Source organism: Labilibaculum sp. K2S (assembly GCF_030372765.1).
Taxonomy (GTDB): Bacteria; Bacteroidota; Bacteroidia; order Bacteroidales; family Marinifilaceae; genus Labilibaculum.
Genome location: NZ_JAUCMW010000006.1, coordinates 70,158 through 87,447, shown reverse-complemented (window position 1 = coordinate 87,447; position 17,290 = coordinate 70,158). Strand labels below are relative to the sequence as shown.

General features: G+C 35.6%; 15 protein-coding genes. 13 read left to right on the top strand and 2 right to left on the bottom strand.

Annotated features, from left to right (window positions below; genetic code table 11):
* The 6 genes from porD to QUH73_RS09585 all read left to right on the top strand — a co-directional run bounded on the left by porD (window position 1) and on the right by QUH73_RS09585 (window position 6,668).
* Complete coding sequence (gene porD, locus QUH73_RS09610; protein ID WP_289530222.1) at window positions 1–906, top strand: type IX secretion system protein PorD; 906 nt, start codon at window positions 1–3, stop codon at window positions 904–906.
* Between the two features lie 59 nt (window positions 907–965).
* On the top strand, window positions 966–2,621 hold the full coding sequence (gene recN, locus QUH73_RS09605) for a DNA repair protein RecN (RefSeq protein WP_289530221.1): 1,656 nt from the start codon (window positions 966–968) through the stop codon (window positions 2,619–2,621).
* A gap of 118 nt (window positions 2,622–2,739) precedes the next feature.
* Window positions 2,740–3,579, top strand: a complete 840-nt coding sequence (locus QUH73_RS09600; RefSeq protein WP_289530220.1) for an enoyl-ACP reductase FabI — start codon at window positions 2,740–2,742, stop codon at window positions 3,577–3,579.
* A gap of 171 nt (window positions 3,580–3,750) precedes the next feature.
* Window positions 3,751–4,359, top strand: coding sequence for an adenylyl-sulfate kinase (cysC, locus tag QUH73_RS09595; RefSeq protein WP_289530219.1), 609 nt, complete (start codon window positions 3,751–3,753; stop codon window positions 4,357–4,359).
* Window positions 4,360–4,440: 81 nt separating this feature from the next.
* Window positions 4,441–5,346, top strand: coding sequence for a sulfate adenylyltransferase subunit CysD (gene cysD / locus QUH73_RS09590; protein WP_289530218.1), 906 nt, complete (start codon window positions 4,441–4,443; stop codon window positions 5,344–5,346).
* A 47-nt stretch (window positions 5,347–5,393) separates the two neighbouring features.
* A complete protein-coding gene (locus QUH73_RS09585) occupies window positions 5,394–6,668 on the top strand; it encodes a sulfate adenylyltransferase subunit 1 (protein ID WP_289530217.1) in 1,275 nt (424 codons plus the stop codon).
* A gap of 108 nt (window positions 6,669–6,776) precedes the next feature.
* Here the strand turns inward: QUH73_RS09585 and QUH73_RS09580 are convergent, their stop codons facing one another.
* On the bottom strand, window positions 6,777–8,240 hold the full coding sequence (locus QUH73_RS09580) for an OmpP1/FadL family transporter (RefSeq protein ID WP_289530216.1): 1,464 nt from the start codon (window positions 8,238–8,240) through the stop codon (window positions 6,777–6,779).
* Between the two features lie 169 nt (window positions 8,241–8,409).
* Window positions 8,410–9,948: a hypothetical protein gene (locus QUH73_RS09575; protein WP_289530215.1), complete on the bottom strand. Its 1,539-nt coding sequence runs from the start codon at window positions 9,946–9,948 to the stop codon at window positions 8,410–8,412.
* A 101-nt stretch (window positions 9,949–10,049) separates the two neighbouring features.
* Between QUH73_RS09575 and proS the strand changes: the two genes are divergently transcribed.
* The 7 genes from proS (at window position 10,050) to QUH73_RS09540 (ending at window position 17,283) form a co-directional block, all read left to right on the top strand.
* Window positions 10,050–11,525, top strand: coding sequence for a proline--tRNA ligase (gene proS, locus QUH73_RS09570; RefSeq protein ID WP_289530214.1), 1,476 nt, complete (start codon window positions 10,050–10,052; stop codon window positions 11,523–11,525).
* Window positions 11,526–11,621: 96 nt separating this feature from the next.
* Window positions 11,622–12,305, top strand: coding sequence for a hypothetical protein (locus QUH73_RS09565; protein WP_289530213.1), 684 nt, complete (start codon window positions 11,622–11,624; stop codon window positions 12,303–12,305).
* 149 nt (window positions 12,306–12,454) lie between these two features.
* On the top strand, window positions 12,455–13,681 hold the full coding sequence (gene pepT / locus QUH73_RS09560; protein WP_289530212.1) for a peptidase T: 1,227 nt from the start codon (window positions 12,455–12,457) through the stop codon (window positions 13,679–13,681).
* 121 nt (window positions 13,682–13,802) lie between these two features.
* Window positions 13,803–14,171, top strand: a complete 369-nt coding sequence (locus QUH73_RS09555; RefSeq protein ID WP_289530211.1) for a DMT family protein — start codon at window positions 13,803–13,805, stop codon at window positions 14,169–14,171.
* 244 nt (window positions 14,172–14,415) lie between these two features.
* On the top strand, window positions 14,416–15,642 hold the full coding sequence (locus tag QUH73_RS09550; RefSeq protein WP_289530210.1) for a DNA cytosine methyltransferase: 1,227 nt from the start codon (window positions 14,416–14,418) through the stop codon (window positions 15,640–15,642).
* Entirely contained in the window at window positions 15,639–16,772 is a 1,134-nt protein-coding gene (locus QUH73_RS09545; protein WP_289530209.1) for a hypothetical protein, read from the top strand. Before QUH73_RS09550 ends, QUH73_RS09545 begins: the two co-directional genes overlap by 4 nt.
* Window positions 16,765–17,283 carry a hypothetical protein gene (locus QUH73_RS09540; protein ID WP_289530208.1) on the top strand — a complete coding sequence of 173 codons (519 nt, stop codon included), beginning with the start codon at window positions 16,765–16,767 and terminating at the stop codon, window positions 17,281–17,283. The genes QUH73_RS09545 and QUH73_RS09540 overlap by 8 nt, the downstream gene beginning before the upstream one ends.
* Window positions 17,284–17,290: the final 7 nt, after the last annotated feature.

The window sequence follows — 17,290 nt, the reverse complement described above, 5'->3', positions numbered from 1 at the left end:
ATGCGAAAACTCATTGTATTGCTATTTGCTTTTATCATCACCATTCCTTTGTTCTCTCAGGAGTTAAGGTGTAATGTTCAGATTGTGAGTCAGCAAATTCAGGGAACCAATAAGCAGGTTTTTAGAACGCTTCAGACTTCAGTTTACGAGTTTATGAATACCACCCGATGGACAGATCATGTATACAGTTACGATGAGAGGATTGAATGTACCATTCTGATAAATCTAACTAATCAAATATCGGCTGATGAATTTAAGGGAACCATTCAGGTTCAGGTTAGCCGACCAATATTTAATTCTTCTTACAATAGTGTATTGCTGAATTTTAAAGATGATGATGTACAGTTTAAGTATGTTGAGTATGAAGCTTTAGAGTTTAATGAGGCAACTACACCTTCAAGTTTAACAGCATTACTGTCGTATTATGCCTACATAATTTTAGGTTTGGATTACGACACCTATTCAATGGATGGTGGCAGTGCCTACTTTGCGAAGGCCGAAGGAATTGTAAATAAAATGCAGAACTCCAACGTGAAAGGTTGGAAAGCATTCGAAAGCAGAAAAAACAGATATTGGTTGGTTGAGAATATATTAAACAATGCTTATAGCCCTGTACGTGAGTGTCTTTATCGATATCATCGTTTGGGATTGGATAATATGGCAGAGCGTTTAACTGAATCGAGAGCCGAAATAGCAGAAAGTTTACGTTTACTTCAGAAAGCATATAGAGCAAAACCAGGATCATTCATTCTTCAAATATTTTTTGATGCCAAAGCAGATGAGTTGGTGAATATTTTTTCAGAATCCTTTACGGATGAAAAGAAAAGAGTTTTTAATATACTCAGCGAAATCGATCCTGCCAATATTTCAAAATATAATAAAATAATAGGGCAAAAAGAGAAGTAATTCTATTGTTAGGAACAAGCTTGTTTTGCCGAGTTACCATGATCATTTTTTAGATTCCTATGCTTCAATCCATATCAATTCAGAATTATGCTTTAATTACAAAGCTGGATATTGAATTTTCAGATGGTTTCTCAGTAATAACAGGAGAAACAGGTTCTGGTAAGTCAATACTTTTAGGAGCCTTGTCCTTAGTTTTAGGTCAAAGAGCGGAGGTGAATGTACTTAAGGACAAAGAACAAAAGTGCATAATCGAAAGTTCATTTTCAATTGAAAGGTATCAATTGGAGAAGTTTTTTGCTGATAACGAATTGGATTACGAAAAGGAAACTCTATTGCGAAGAGAAATACTTCCTAATGGTAAGAGTCGGGCTTTTGTAAACGATTCTCCTGTAAGTGTAAAAGTTTTAAAAGAGTTAGGCTTTCGCTTGATTGATGTACACAGCCAAAATCAGAATTTAGTGATTGGAAGTTTCGAATATCAGGTCGGAATTGTAGATACTTATGCAGGCAATTCGGAGATTTTAAAGAAGTATCAGGAGTGCTTTAATAGATTTCAAAAGCTAAAGCAGGAGTTGCGTAAACAAGAAGAATTGGCCGCCAAAGAAAAAGCTGATTTGGATTATTTTCAGTTTCAGTTAGAGCAATTGCTCGAGGCAAAATTAGTTGCCGGTGAACAAGTTGAAATGGAAGCGGAGTTGGAAACTCTGACTCATGCCGAGGAAATTAAGTCGGGTTTGGTTAAAGCGTATGAAAATTTGTCGGAGGGGGAATTTCCGATTATTACACAGCTGAAAGAGGCACGGAACGCAATAGCTCAAATTAAAAATGTATTTCCGGATGCTGAAAGTTTTTTTGAGCGATTGGAGAGTGCATATATAGAATTGAATGATCTTGCACAGGAATTGGATCGAAGTAATGAGTCTGTTGAATTGGATCCTTCAAGAATTGAATTTTTAAATCAGAAATTAGATGCTATTTATTCCCTGCAACAGAAACATCATGTGAATTCTGTTGAAGAATTAATTCAAATCCGGGAAGAATTGACACAAAAGGTGGATAAAATTTTGTCTGGTGATGATTTTATTGAAGATTTGAAGAAGCAATTAAAAGGGCAAGAGGAATTGGTTCTTAAATCAGCTGAAAAGCTTACGGATAGTAGGGTAAAAGTGATTCCTGCTATCGAGAAAACGATAGTTTCCCAGCTTGTTCAACTGGGAATTCCGAATGCAAACTTTAAGATTTCCACACAGATTAAAGAAGATTTTCAGTATTTGGGGCGTGATTATTTAAGTTTTCTGTTCAGTGCCAATAAGAATGGTCAGATAGAGGAAGTCCAAAGGGTTGCTTCAGGGGGAGAACTATCCAGACTTATGTTGAGTATCAAGTATTTAATATCTTCATCAACAGCATTGCCGTCCATCGTTTTTGATGAAATTGATACGGGAGTTTCCGGTGAAATTGCAGCTAAAATGGGAACTATGATGAATAAAATGGCAGAAAATATTCAGGTAATCAGTATTACTCACCTTCCTCAGATAGCAGGAAAAGGAAAAAATCATTATAAGGTTTATAAGGCAGATGATGAGCTGGAAACCTATTCAAATATTGTACTTCTCGACCAGCAGAGCCGAATAGAGGAGCTTGCTAAAATGCTAAGCGGAGCTGACCTCACTCAGGCAGCTTTGGATAATGCTAAGGTGTTGTTGTCTAGTTAGTTATTAAGTGTTTGGTCGGATTAGAGAATTTATTCAGTCTTAATTAATGAGCTTATTTAGGATCATTCTTAATTTAATGTGCTATCTTTGAAGCTGAAAAAAATGATAATTACTAAGTATGTCGTATAATTTATTAAAAGGAAAAAGAGGGATTATTTTTGGTGCCTTGAATGAAATGTCTATTGCATGGAAAGTTGCAGAACTAGCCGTGGCAGAAGGAGCTGAGATTGTTTTAACAAATACTCTTGTTTCCATCCGAATGGGTACAATTGATGAATTGGCTAGAAAATGTAATGCTAAGGTAATTCCTGCTGATGCTACCAGTCCGGAGGATTTGGAAGTGTTGTTTACAAAATCGATGGAGATTTTGGGAGGTAAAATTGACTTCGTTCTGCACTCAATTGGTATGTCGCCAAATGTTCGTAAAGGACTTGCTTACGATGAATTGAATTACGAGTACTTGAAAAAAACATTGGATATTTCGGCTATTTCATTTCACAAAGTATTGCAAACAGCTAAAAAGCTTGATGCAATGGCTGAGTGGGGATCTGTAGTTGCTTTATCTTATGCAGCGGCACAAAGAACAATGTACGAATACAACGATATGGCGGATGCTAAATCGATGTTGGAATCGATCGCCAGAAGTTTTGGTTACATCTACGGACGTGAAAAAAGTGTGCGGATTAATACTATTTCGCAATCGCCAACAATGACTACTGCCGGTAGTGGAGTCAAAGGGTTCGATTCTTTAATTGATTTCTCGGAGCGAATGTCGCCTCTTGGGAATGCTACAGCTGAAGAATGTGCGAATTATTGCATCACTTTGTTCTCAGATCTAACAAAGAAAGTTACCATGCAGAATTTATTTCATGATGGAGGTTTCTCAAGTATGGGCATGAGTTATAGAGCTATGAGTCAGTACAATAAGAGTTTTAATCCTTGTGATTGTAAAGAATAATAAAAAGCTAAATATTATCTTTTGAATCCGGATTGAAAAATCCGGATTTTTTTTTGTGAAAAATCATGAATTGAGAAATACTTAGATTTTTAAAATCTACTGATAATATGTACATTTGCCCTTACTTTTCAAAAATAAGAATCGTAAGAATATAGCAAAAAAAAATAGTTAATGACGACAAAAGCAACAAATATCCATCCTGTGTTTGATCGGATTTTAGGAAGGGAAGATAAAGAGGGGGTTTTAAATCAAAATTCTAAGGTTATTTGGATGACTGGACTTTCCGGATCAGGAAAAACTACTATTGCTATTGGATTGGAGAAGGAACTTCAGAAGAGAGGTTTTTTGACTCAGATTCTTGATGGAGATAATATTCGGACAGGAATCAATAAAAATTTAGGTTTTTCGGAAGAAGACAGGACTGAAAATATCAGACGAATTGCCGAGGTGTCTAAGTTATTCCTGAATTGTGGTATCATTACAATTAATTGTTTCGTGAGCCCTACTATTGATATTAGGGATGTAGCAAAGGAAGTAATTGGGAAAGAAGATTTTTTAGAGGTGTATGTAAATGCATCTTATAAAGTATGTGAAGAGAGAGATGTAAAAGGATTGTATAAGAAAGCCAGAAATGGAGAAATTAAAAATTTCACTGGTCTTGATTCACCTTTTGAGGCACCTGAGAATCCTTTTTTGGAAATCAAAACCTCTGAAATGACACCTGAGGAGTCTGTTGAAAAAGTTGTAAGTGCAATTTTACCTCGGTTAATAAGAAATTAGTGAAGTTGAAAACTAAGTAGACTTTATTGTAAATGACTGTTTCAATAGATAGTCTGTTAGAAAGCAAATAAATATTTTCGAATGAAGGAATACAATATTAATCATTTAAGAGAACTGGAAGCTGAATCTATTTTTGTGATTCGTGAAGTTGCTGCTCAATTTGAAAATCCGGTCATGTTATTTTCCGGAGGAAAAGATTCTATTATCATGTTTCATCTGGCTCGTAAGGCTTTTGCTCCAGCAAAGGTTCCTTTCCCAATGATGCATATCGATACAGGACATAATTTTGCAGAAACCATCGAGTTTAGAGATATGTTGATGGAGAAAACAGGAACCCGTATTATTGTGCGTTACGTTCAGGATTCTATCGATCAGGGAAAAGTTGCAGAAGAAACTGGATTTAATGCCAGTAGAAACAAGTTGCAAACAATTACTCTTTTAGATGGTATCGAAGATTTAAAAGTAGATTGCGCAATGGGAGGTGGTCGTCGCGATGAGGAGAAAGCCAGAGCTAAAGAACGTTTTTTCTCTCATAGGGATGAGTTTGGCCAGTGGGATCCAAAAAATCAGCGTCCTGAATTGTGGAATCTTTTTAATGGAAAAAAACACATGGGAGAACATTTCAGAGTATTCCCAATCTCGAATTGGACTGAAATGGATGTGTGGCAATACATCTATCTTGAAAATATTGAAATTCCTAATTTGTATTTTTCTCACGAACGTGAAGTGTTTCAAAGAGACGGAACTCTTTTAGCAAAAAGCGATTGCATACCAATGCGCCCGGGCGAAAAGACAGAGAAAAGAATCGTTAGATTCCGTACCATTGGAGATGCTACTTGTACCGGAGCTGTTGAATCGGAGGCACATTCTTTGGAGGAAATTATCGAAGAAGTTGCTGCAACAAGAACAACCGAACGTGGAACAAGAGCTGATGATAGAAGGTCGGAAGCTGCGATGGAAGATCGTAAGAAAGAAGGATATTTTTAAAAATTGAATGGGCTAAGAGCTAACGGCTAAGAGCTAAAAATATAGATATGTCAGAGAAATCAGCAGGATATTTAGATATGGAACTTTTACGATTCACCACAGCAGGAAGTGTTGATGATGGTAAGAGTACCCTTATTGGAAGATTATTATATGATAGTAAAGCCATTTTTGAAGATCAAATGGAAGCTATCGAAATCAGCAGTAAAAAAAGAGGCGATGAAGAAGTCGACCTTGCTTTATTAACCGACGGCTTAAGAGCCGAACGTGAGCAAGGAATTACTATTGATGTTGCTTACCGTTATTTTGCAACTCCAAAACGAAAGTTTATTATTGCCGATACTCCAGGACACATTCAGTATACTCGAAACATGGTTACAGGTGCGTCTACTGCGAATGCAGCATTAATTTTGGTGGATGCACGTAATGGTGTAATTGAACAGACACTTCGTCATTCATACATAGCCAATTTATTGCAAATACCACATATTATTGTGTGTATCAATAAAATGGATTTGGTTGATTTTTCTCAAGAGACTTACGAAAGAATTAAGGCCGATTACCAGAAAATGGTTGTTGATAAATTGAACATTAAAGATGTTTGTTTTATTCCTATTTCGGCAAAATTGGGTGATAATGTGGTAGATGCATCAACGAAAATGGATTGGTATTCCGGTACTCCATTGTTAGATCTTCTGGAAAACATTAAAATAGTTGATGATCGTAATCATGGAGATTCAAGATTACCTGTTCAGTATGTAATTCGCCCCCAATCAGATGAGTTTCACGATTACCGGGGATATGCCGGTAGGGTAGCAAGTGGTGTTTTTCATCCTGGAGATAAGGTTCGGATTTTACCTTCGGGAATTGAAACAACTATTGAGGCGATTGATTCTTTTACCGGGGAACAGGAGGTTGCTTTTACACCTCAATCAGTAACATTACGATTAAGTGACAATATTGATATTTCAAGAGGAGATATGATTGTTGACGCGAATAATGTACCGAATGTTAGTCAGGAATTTGAGGCAATGCTTTGCTGGATGAATGAACGGGCTATGATGCCTCGTGGAAAATATACAATTAAGCACACTACCAACGAAACCCGTTGTATGATTCGTGATGTGAAATTTAAGGTAAATGTTGATACTTTGGATGAAGTAGCAGATGATAAGGTGGTTGCATTAAATGATATTGCATGTGTATCTTTTAAAGCTGCTAAACCATTGTTTTTCGATTCGTATAAAAAGAACCGTTTAACGGGAAGTTTTATTCTTATTGATGAAGGAACCAATGAAACTGTTGCCGCTGGTATGATTTTATAAAATCCAATCGTTGGATTATAAAATGGCAGAAACAATTGTTTCTGCCATTTTTTTGAAATAAAAAAAGAGATTGCCATAATAGCAATCTCCTTTTATATAGTAGTGTTCTTAAAATTTGAATCCAAAGGTCATTCGTACCTGATGGTTTGTATTGTTCAAACTAACGATATCATTACTGCCTGAGTATAATACAAAATCTTCATCGTACTCTTTATATTGATAGGCCATATCGAAGAAGAAGTTGTTTTGTTTAATTCCAAAACCTGCAGAGTAAGTGTTGTAACCTTCATCAATAAAACTCTTGTAAGGATCTCCGATTTTAGCGTATCCACCGCGTATACTTATATTAGGAGTAAGTCGGTATTCGGCACCAATTCTTAAATTAGAGGTTGACCGGTACGAGTTTGCAATGTCTTGATTTTCGTTCATTAAATCACCCGCATCACTATCGTTAAATTCGGCATTAGAGTAGTCAATCATTTCGTAATCAACACTAAGTACGCCTTTTTGGCCAAATAGGTAGGCTGCACTAAGAATTGTTCTAAACGGAGTTTCAAGATCGTAACTGGTTCTTGATACAAATTCAGATTTGAAGGCGTGATATGCTTCTCCGTCTTCAGGGAATTCATCGGGAATAGGAATAGCAGGTTCAAATTCTGAACTTATAGAGGTGTCATAGGTTTCGTCAAGATTATAGAATGTAGGGGTATGTATTGCAGCACCCACCCGTAAGCTGTTTGTGATTTTATAGATCGCTCCAAATTTAAAATTAACACCAACACCCGATGTTGTCATGTATTCATTAAAGGTGAATTCATTTAATGATGTAATGTTATCAGTAAGAGAAAATTCTGAATAAGAGGTTGTTGATTTGTGGTATAAATCCTGAATGCCAACAGTTGCTCCTAAATACAATTTATGTCCGTAATTAGCACCAAAAGACAATACGTATTCACCAATGTATCCTTTCTCGTCAACATGTTTTTGCTGATCCATGCGATCATTACCGAAAAGAACCGATTGATAATTCAACTCATCATCATTATTGATGAGGTACGTATCGTAAGCAAGTTTTTCTTCAAAAGAGTATAGGTTGTCTGGAGACTTGCCGATGGCCAGATCTGCCCATTTGTCAAGTAATGATGTTCCTGAATTTAAATTGAATAAATAACCTTCACGATTGAAATTTGCAATTCGGTTGTATCCAATTCCAAAGTTGAAATTTTGCCATCCTTTTTCAGGAGCCATTCTTGGAATATAACTAGCTACGTAGCCAACATTTCCCATTGTAAAGCTGTACTTATCCTCAGAAAAACCATTATTTTTTGATTTAGTATATTCAATGGAAGGAGTAAATGTAAATTCAGAACTTCTGTAAACTCCAATACCTGCAGGATTTATACTCAAACTTGAAAAGTCGCCTCCTAAGGCTCCGAAAGCTCCTCCCATGGCGGTTGAACGCGCAGTTCCATTGAATTCTTGTCTCGAATATTTTAGTGCATTATCTACACTCTGAGAATATGAAGTTCCTGCTATTAGGGACAAGATGAGCAAAAAAGTATATCGTTTCATAAAAATGTATTTTTAAATGTCTCATGTAATTTTGATAAAACAGACTCTCTTCACTCTTAAAGAAAGTGAGTCGGAAAGTTATATCAGATTTATGGTGATCTTAAATTTGTTTTTTGTTCTTCATTTATAATCACCGGAGTATGGAGAACGAAACTCCGGTGATTATATCTTATCTTCTTCTTGTATTGCCCGAATTACTTGAATTGGAATTTCCGCCCGATGACCTTGAACTTCCACTTGATGATCTGGTGGAAGTCCCTGAAGAGCTGGAGCGACTTCTTGTAGAACCAACAGAGGATCTTGAAGTTCCCGACGATCCCGATGATCTTCTGGTTCCGCTGTTGCTGTAACCGGAATTGGATTTGGAAGAACCTGATCTGTAAGTTGGTTTGGACGAATTACTATTCACTTTAGAATAAGACGATCTTGTCGACGATTTTGAATAATTCGATTTGTTCGAATTAGACGAACGGTTATAAGAAGGTCGTGTATTCGTTTGTGGTTTATTATAGCTTGGAGACGAACTTCTACGGGTATTAGAATAACTATTTCTATTTTGATTGGTATTCCCGTTAGAATAATTGCTTCTGCTATTAGTCCTTGTTCCTGTTGCAGGAGTAGTTCCATAAGTAGATCTTCTGCCTGAAGTACCATTTAATATAGTTCTTCTTGTTCCGTAAGAATTTCCATTGCCTGAGCTGTAACGAGCAGCAGCATTACTCCTTCTGATATCATTGGCAACAGAGGTCGTTGATCTTCTGCTTGTACTTACAGTACCAGCTTTTGTGCTTGAAACCGCAGACCTTCGGGTTGATGCCGAAGTCGCATTTGTATTTGCTCTTCTAGAGGCACTTGCATTAGTTGCAGTTCCTGCCTTATAGTTATTTGATCTTCTTTTTCCATCATAAGTTGAAGAGGCATAATTATTATATCCGTGGTGGCCATAATATCCATGATTTCCATAGTAACCATAGTGTCCATAGTATGGATAGTAGCTTCCGTAGTAGTGATTTGAGAATCCCCATCCGAAATTTAAATCCCAATACCAGCTGTCGCCAAAGCCCATATTAAATCCCCAATAGGAATTATAGCCATAGTTTCCGTATGGATAGTTGTATGCAAATGCATTGCCGTATTTCATCGATGAATAATTATAGCCGTTGTAAAAGCGATAATTTGTCCATGTTGGTGTCCACCATACATTGTTTCCATCTACGTAAACATTCCAGTCAGGATCTCCAGCCAGCCACATAGCGGTATTGTAACCGCTGTTATCATAGTAACCAAATCCCTGAGGATACATATCCCTTAACCGCTGAGCTTCTTCCTGATCCCGTTCCGAACCAGAAAATCCACCTAAGTAATAACCAGAATCACCTTCGTAAATCACTGTGTCGACACTACCAATTGACTCATCATTTAATATTTCGGTGTATTTTTGTTGTAATGCATCAAAATTACGATCATCAAGAGCTTCCGATTCAATGTTTGGATTGGTTTTTGTTGATGATTGTGTTGCTGTTGCCGGAGCTAACGAATTGCTCTTTTGAACAGCAGGGGAATTGGCTTCAACTTTTTGAACTAATAAAGGAGCCTGATTAGGATTGTAATACAAATCATCTTCGTAAACCGCTGTTCCCATATAAGATGGGGAGCAACTGGTTGCAAAGAATGCTGTAACGAGTAGAATTTTTAAATAGGTTTTCATCGCTTGTCCTCCAATAATGAATTATCTAAGATTATTTTTTACTTTTGTAAGGAATTATAACTACCCTAAAAGTAGCAAATACCATACCAAAACGATATATAATGGCAAAAGTTTTAACCAGTAGAAGCGAAAATTACTCGCAATGGTATAATGACTTGGTGATCAAGGCAGATTTAGCAGAAAACTCTCCGGTACGGGGATGTATGATTATTAAACCTTATGGCTATGCTATTTGGGAAAAGATACAGGCTCAATTGGATAAAATGTTCAAGGAGACAGGTCATCAAAATGCATATTTTCCTCTTTTAATTCCTAAATCATTTTTGAGTAAAGAAGCTGATCATGTGGAAGGTTTTGCAAAGGAATGTGCAGTTGTAACTCATTACCGTTTAAAAAATGATCCGAACGGAAAAGGAGTAATTGTTGATCCGGATGCTAAATTGGAGGAAGAGTTAATTATTCGGCCAACTTCTGAAACGATTATTTGGAGTACTTATAAAAACTGGATTCAATCGTACCGCGACTTACCAATTCTTTGTAATCAGTGGGCGAATGTTATGCGTTGGGAAATGCGGACCCGTTTGTTTTTGCGTACATCAGAATTTTTATGGCAAGAAGGCCATACGGCACATGCAACCAAAGAAGAGGCATTGATTGAGACCAAACAGATGGTTGATATTTACGGTGAATTTGCTGAAAAATGGATGTCTGTTCCTGTGTTAAAGGGACATAAAACAGAATCTGAGCGTTTTGCAGGAGCATTGGATACTTATTGTATTGAAGCCTTAATGCAGGATGGTAAAGCTCTTCAAGCTGGAACATCTCACTTTTTGGGACAGAATTTTGCAAAAGCATTTGATGTGAAATTTACCAATAAAGAAGGCAAAGAAGATTACGTTTGGGCAACATCATGGGGTGTTTCAACCCGTTTAATGGGTGCTTTAGTAATGGCTCATTCCGATGATAATGGCTTGGTGTTGCCTCCAAAATTGGCTCCAATTCAAGTTGTGATTGTGCCTATTTACCGCAAAGATGAAGAGTTGGAAAAAATATCGGAAACCATAAACCCTATTGTAGCAAAACTAAAAGCTAAGGGCATTTCAGTTAAATTCGATGATAGCGATAACCGCAAGCCAGGATGGAAATTTGCTGAATACGAATTAAAGGGTGTACCTGTTCGTTTGGCAATTGGTGCCCGCGATTTGGAGAATGGAACCATAGAGTTGGCTCGTCGTGATACCTTAACAAAAGAAACCGTTTCTATTGAAGGTGTAGAAGATTTGATTGAAAACTTAATGGAAGAAATTCAGAATAGTATTTTCCAGAAAGCATTAGACTTTAGAACAGAAAAAACGACTAAGGTTGACACTTATGATGAGTTCAAAGAACTTTTGGAAAGTAAAACCGGATTTTTCCTTGCTCATTGGGATGGTACCGCTGAAACAGAGGCGAAAATTCAAGATGAGACTAAAGCAACTATTCGCTGTATTCCTTTCGAAGGAGATGGAGAAGAAGGTTTTTGTATGGTAACCGGAAAGCCTTCAAAACAACGTGTGGTATTTGCAAAATCCTATTAATTAAGAAAAGTTAATTGTAAATATTATCAAACAGTCATCAGGTATCTGATGACTGTTTTTTTGTATATTTACTTTTCAATTTTAAACAATAACACAATGAATATCTTAAACACAAAAGCTGCTATACTATCAACAATTATGGACAAAGCTTCATTAAAGCAAGTTGTTTATAAAAACACCAAGGAAATATTTGAGGAATTACGAGATGTAGTTAAAAATTTAATTGAAGAGTACAATTCAGAATTAGGAGAGGTAGATGAAAATATACTTTTGTCTTTTGAAGACAAAGGAGAATTTGAATATCAAATTAAAATTGCATCTGATATTTTAGTTTTTAGTTTGCATACCAATGTATTTCAATTTAATAGAGATCATAATGTATGGAAGCAAGCTTACGTGAAAACAGATCCGGATAATGCTTATTCGGGCATTATTAATGTTTATAACTTTTTGGCAGATTCTTTTAAATACACTCGATATGAGGATTTAGGTTATTTGGTTGCCCGGATTTTTATCAACAGAGAAAAACATTACATTGTTGAGGGAAAAAGACAATTGGGTTTGCTTCAAACCGATCTGTCTGTTTCCAATGCCGATCATGATAACCTGCGAAGCATTGTGGAAACTGCTATTAATTATTCTTTGAATTTTGATTTATTGGTTCCTCCATACGATAATGTGAAGATCATGTCAGTAGGTCAGATGTTCGAAAAAATTCAGAATGCAAGAATACCAACAGGCAAGCGATTGGGTTTTCAGTTTAAATCTGATGATGTATAGATGAGTAATGGGTTGAGATAATTTGCGATTACCATTAAGAAAACTTGAATCAAATTCATTTTCAAACATCATTTTAGTAATATTGCAACGCTTAGCCAAATAGTTTTGGGAAGCGGTTATTTGTGCATTTTTAAATATAAACACCAGATATGAGTGCCTTACTAGAAAAATTTATACGATACGTAAAATTCGATACCCAATCGGATACCGAAACCGGGTTAACTCCGAGCACACCCGGACAAATGTTTTTGGCAAAAGAATTGACCCGGGAACTGGAAGAAATGGGATTGAAAAATGTTAGTCTTGACGAGAACGGATACATTATGGCTGTTCTTCCTTCCAATTTGGATCATGAAGTTCCTACCGTAGGTTTTGTAGCTCATATGGATACAAGTCCTGATTTTTCAGGAAAACATGTGAAGCCTCAGTTTTGGGAAAACTACGATGGCGAAGATATTGTTTTGAATGAAGAAAAGGATATCGTGATGAAAGTTGCTGATTTTCCGGAATTGAAGAAATACAAAGGTCAAACGATAATAACAACGAATGGCACCACACTGTTAGGGGCGGATGATAAAGCGGGTGTTGCAGAGATCATGACTGCGATAGAATATCTTACCGAACATCCTGAAATTAAACACGGTGCTGTTCATGTTGGTTTTACGCCTGATGAAGAAATTGGAAAAGGAGCTGACTTCTTTAATGTGAAGAAGTTTGGAGCTGAGTTTGCCTACACGCTTGATGGTGGCGAAATAGGCGAGTTGCAGTATGAGAATTTTAATGCTGCATTTGCAAAAATTAGCTTTCAAGGTCGTAATGTTCATCCAGGAATGGCGAAAGATAAAATGATTAACTCGATGTTGATTGCCAATGAATTTCTGGCACGTTTACCGGAAGATGAGGTGCCTGAAAAAACTGAGGGATACGAAGGCTTTTACCATTTAATTTCGATGGGGGGAAATGTTGAGAATTCAAACCTTCAATACATTATCCGTGATTTTGAAATGAAGAAGTATGAAGAGAGAAAACAATTTGTACAAGCTCTTTGTGATGAGTTTTGTGAGAAATACGGCGAGGGAAGTGTAAGTCTGGAAATAACCAATCAGTATTACAACATGCGTGAAAAGATTGAGCCGGTGAAATACATAGTAGATATTGCAGAAGAAGCTATGAAGCAAGTTGGAGTTGAGCCAATGATCATTCCAATTCGTGGCGGAACCGACGGAAGCCGTTTATCGTATATGGGTTTGCCTTGTCCGAATATCTTCGCAGGAGGACATAACTTCCACGGAAGATTTGAATACGTTCCGTTAGAATCAATGGAAAAATCGGTAGAAGTAATTCTGAAAATTGTAGAATTGATTTCGAAACGATAACTGAATCAAAAATACAAAGAGAAAGGCAGCCATTGGTTGCCTTTTTTGGGTGATTAATGTCTGGATATACCATAATACAGACAATGTTTAGTAACAAATAATCTGTTAAAAGGAATTTTAAATGAAAGGTTTATTAACAATTGGACTTCTAATATTTAGCAATACATTCATGATAATTGCATGGTACGGGCATTTGAAATTTTCTGAATGGAAATGGTTTGGTAAACTAGGCTTGTTTTCAATTATTCTGATTAGCTGGGGAATTGCTTTGTTTGAATATGTATTTCAGGTTCCTGCTAATAAAATAGGTTTTAAAGGGAATGATGGCCCATTTTCGTTAATCCAATTGAAAGTATTGCAAGAGGTTATAACTTTAGTGGTTTTTGCCATTTTTACACTTGTGGTATTTAAAACAGAAGCATTTAGAATGAATCATATCATTGCATTCCTGTTTTTAATTTTGGCTGTATACTTTATGTTTAAAAAATAAAGAGAGGTTTTTGTGATTTTTAAAACAAATTGGTCTTAGATGTCTGTGGTAAAAGTTTGTTTTTAATGTGTTGTTGCAGGCAATACAAATTAAATATTAAGCAGCAAAATAGAGATTCATAAAATAATTAATCATTTAAAAGTATTGATTATGCAAGTGATTGAAACATTGACGTCAAGAGTTTTCAGTCTAAAAAGCAACTATTTTTTTGTATCTTGCTCCCTAAATTATTGAGGAAATTAGAATGAGTTCAATTCAGACAATAAGTATAGATAATTTGGGGAGGGATAAATCCCAGCTAAAGCTTGTTGAAGAGGCTGAAGACAAAGCCGTATTAACTCATTACCTTCATAATTACCAAAATGGTGTGAAAAAGCACTATGAAAAGGATGCACTGCTAACTCTCAATATTTTTTTGGAATGCGAACAGCAAAGCGATAATTCCCCTGTATTGCTGGAAAATGCCTTACAACAACTCTTATCTGAAGTTGAAAATGTGCCATTCCCAACTCCTGAAAATTACAAGTTTAAGTTTATTGATCTTTTTGCCGGTGTTGGCGGGTTTAGACTTGCATTGCAAAATGCAGGAGGGAAATGCATCTATACCAGTGAATGGAATAGTGGAGCAAAAAAGACTTATCGAGTAAATTTTGGGGAGATTCCATTTGGAGATATAACCAACGAGAAAAATAAAAATTACATTCCTGATCAATTTGATATTTTATGTGCGGGTTTTCCTTGTCAGGCATTTTCAATTGCCGGGAATCGAAAAGGTTTTGCTGATACCCGGGGGACTTTATTTTTTGATGTGGAACAAATCATTGAAAGGCACCACCCTAAGGTTGTTTTTCTGGAAAATGTTAAAAATTTGGTTTCTCACGATAAAGGAAATACGTTTAAAGTAATTCTTGAAACATTAGAAGTAAAGTTAGGTTATAAAGTGTTTCACAAAGTTTTAAATTCGGCAACACATGCAAATATTCCTCAAAACAGAGAGCGGATTTTTATTGTAGCTTTTGATCCTGATCAGGTTGAAAATTATTTAAATTTTGAATTTCCCGAAGAGATAAAATTAACAAAGACCATTCATGATTTTATAGAAAAAGGGAAGCAGGATGATATTTATTATTACAAAAAAGATCATAAATATTACCCGGAATTGGAGAGGTCGATGATTTCGAAAGATACCGTTTATCAATGGCGTAGGGTTTATGTGAGAGAAAATAAAAATAATGTTTGTCCAACATTAACTGCTAATATGGGTACCGGCGGGCATAATGTGCCACTTATTAAAGATGATTTTGGAATTCGAAAACTAACTCCTAAAGAATGCTTTGCATTTCAAGGCTACCCTGTTCATGATTTTATTTTGCCAAAGCTAGCCAATAGTAATTTGTATATGCAGGCAGGTAATTCGGTAACAACAAGCTTAATTGAAAGAATAGCTAACCAAATTCTTATGGTTTTATGATATCATTTGCGGAAATAGATAAGGCGAATCATGGAGATTATTTAAAATTGCTTTCTGCTGTTTCGATGCTTTCAGGTTTGTTTAGCGAGAGTTCGGTTCCTTTTGTAAACTACCGTGTTGCAGAAAATATTTTTTGCAGAAGTTTTAGTGCAACTAATCTATCACGTTCTGATACTGCTTTTGATGCAAAATACAATTCGCTTGGGATTGGTTTAAAAACCTTCACTTGCAGTAAGGATAACAGCATTGAAAAAATTGCTGAATTTAATTCTTTATCAAGAGTTTTAAAAGATTTTAAAGGCAAGGACTTGGCTTTAAAATTGGGTGAATATAGAAATGAAAGGATTAATTTAGCCAATAGGATTTACGATATTGAAAAATCATTGTATCATATTGTAGCAAGAAAAGAAAAGGAATTACTACTTTATGAGACTGATTATGAATTTATTGATGTTGAAAAAATACATTCGGTAAAAGAAAATAAGGCAAGTTTGCAATTTGAGGATGGACTTAATTTTTATTCTTTTAATTATTCGAAAAGTACTCTTTTTAGAAGGTTTGTAATACCTCCAAAAGCGTATATATTACCTATAGAAATAATTGATGATCCATATGCTGTATTGCTTGATTTATTGGGGCGTAAAGGATTTAGACCAGCAGTTGAACAATTTGTGAAGGGCAGAGATTATGTAATCTTGCCACTTTATGGACGTAAAGGAAATGAGAAATTTGTATTTGGAAAAAGTGGGTTAAATCAGTGGAATGCAAGTGGACGGAAAAGAGATTTAGGAGAAATATATATTCCTGTTCCTGCTGAATTGCATAAAAATTACCCAAATTTTTTTCCCAAAAGAGAGATTGATTTTAACTTACAAATTCCAACAGGAGAAATTTTTAATGCAAAACTTTGTCAGGAAAACTCAAAAGCATTAATGACCAATCCTAATAAGGCTCTTTCAGACTGGTTGTTGCGAAAGGTTTTGCAATTGAAAGAAGGAGAATTAGCAACGATTGAAAAACTAGATAAATTAGGCTTTGATAGTGTCATTATTATGAAGAAAGATAATGAGAATTTTAAAGTAGATATAATGAAAACGAATACATATATTGAATTTTGCCAAGATGAATAAAGTACTTTTAAATCAATTAGTTTATTTTAAAAGAGTAAATATCCCTAAATATATAGAAGCTAATATTCAATCAATAGCATTAAAGCATCTTGAATTGTCTGATATGGGCAAATTAAGGGATAGAATGGAAGGGCAACTATACTATAGTCGGTTAAGAGATGATATATTTTCAGAATATGCTTTTGAGAATCTAATTGGTCTCCGGAAATTTGATTGGGATAAACGAACTAAAAAAAATTACAAGAGAAAGAAGTACGTCTTCGAAAATAAAATTCTGAATTTAGTTTTATTCATGGGCGATTCGTTACCAAAATTCAGTGCTGATCATGTGGGTAATTGTATTTTCGTTCATGTTAATACTGATAGTCGTGTTCTTGTAAGTGGTTTGGCAACAAAGAGCATGATTGATAAAATGACTGTTGAGCAGGATTCAAAAATAATTGAGTTTGCTGATTTTAAAGGTTTATTAGAGTACAATTCAATGGATGAGTTAATCATGAAGATGGAATAAAATACCG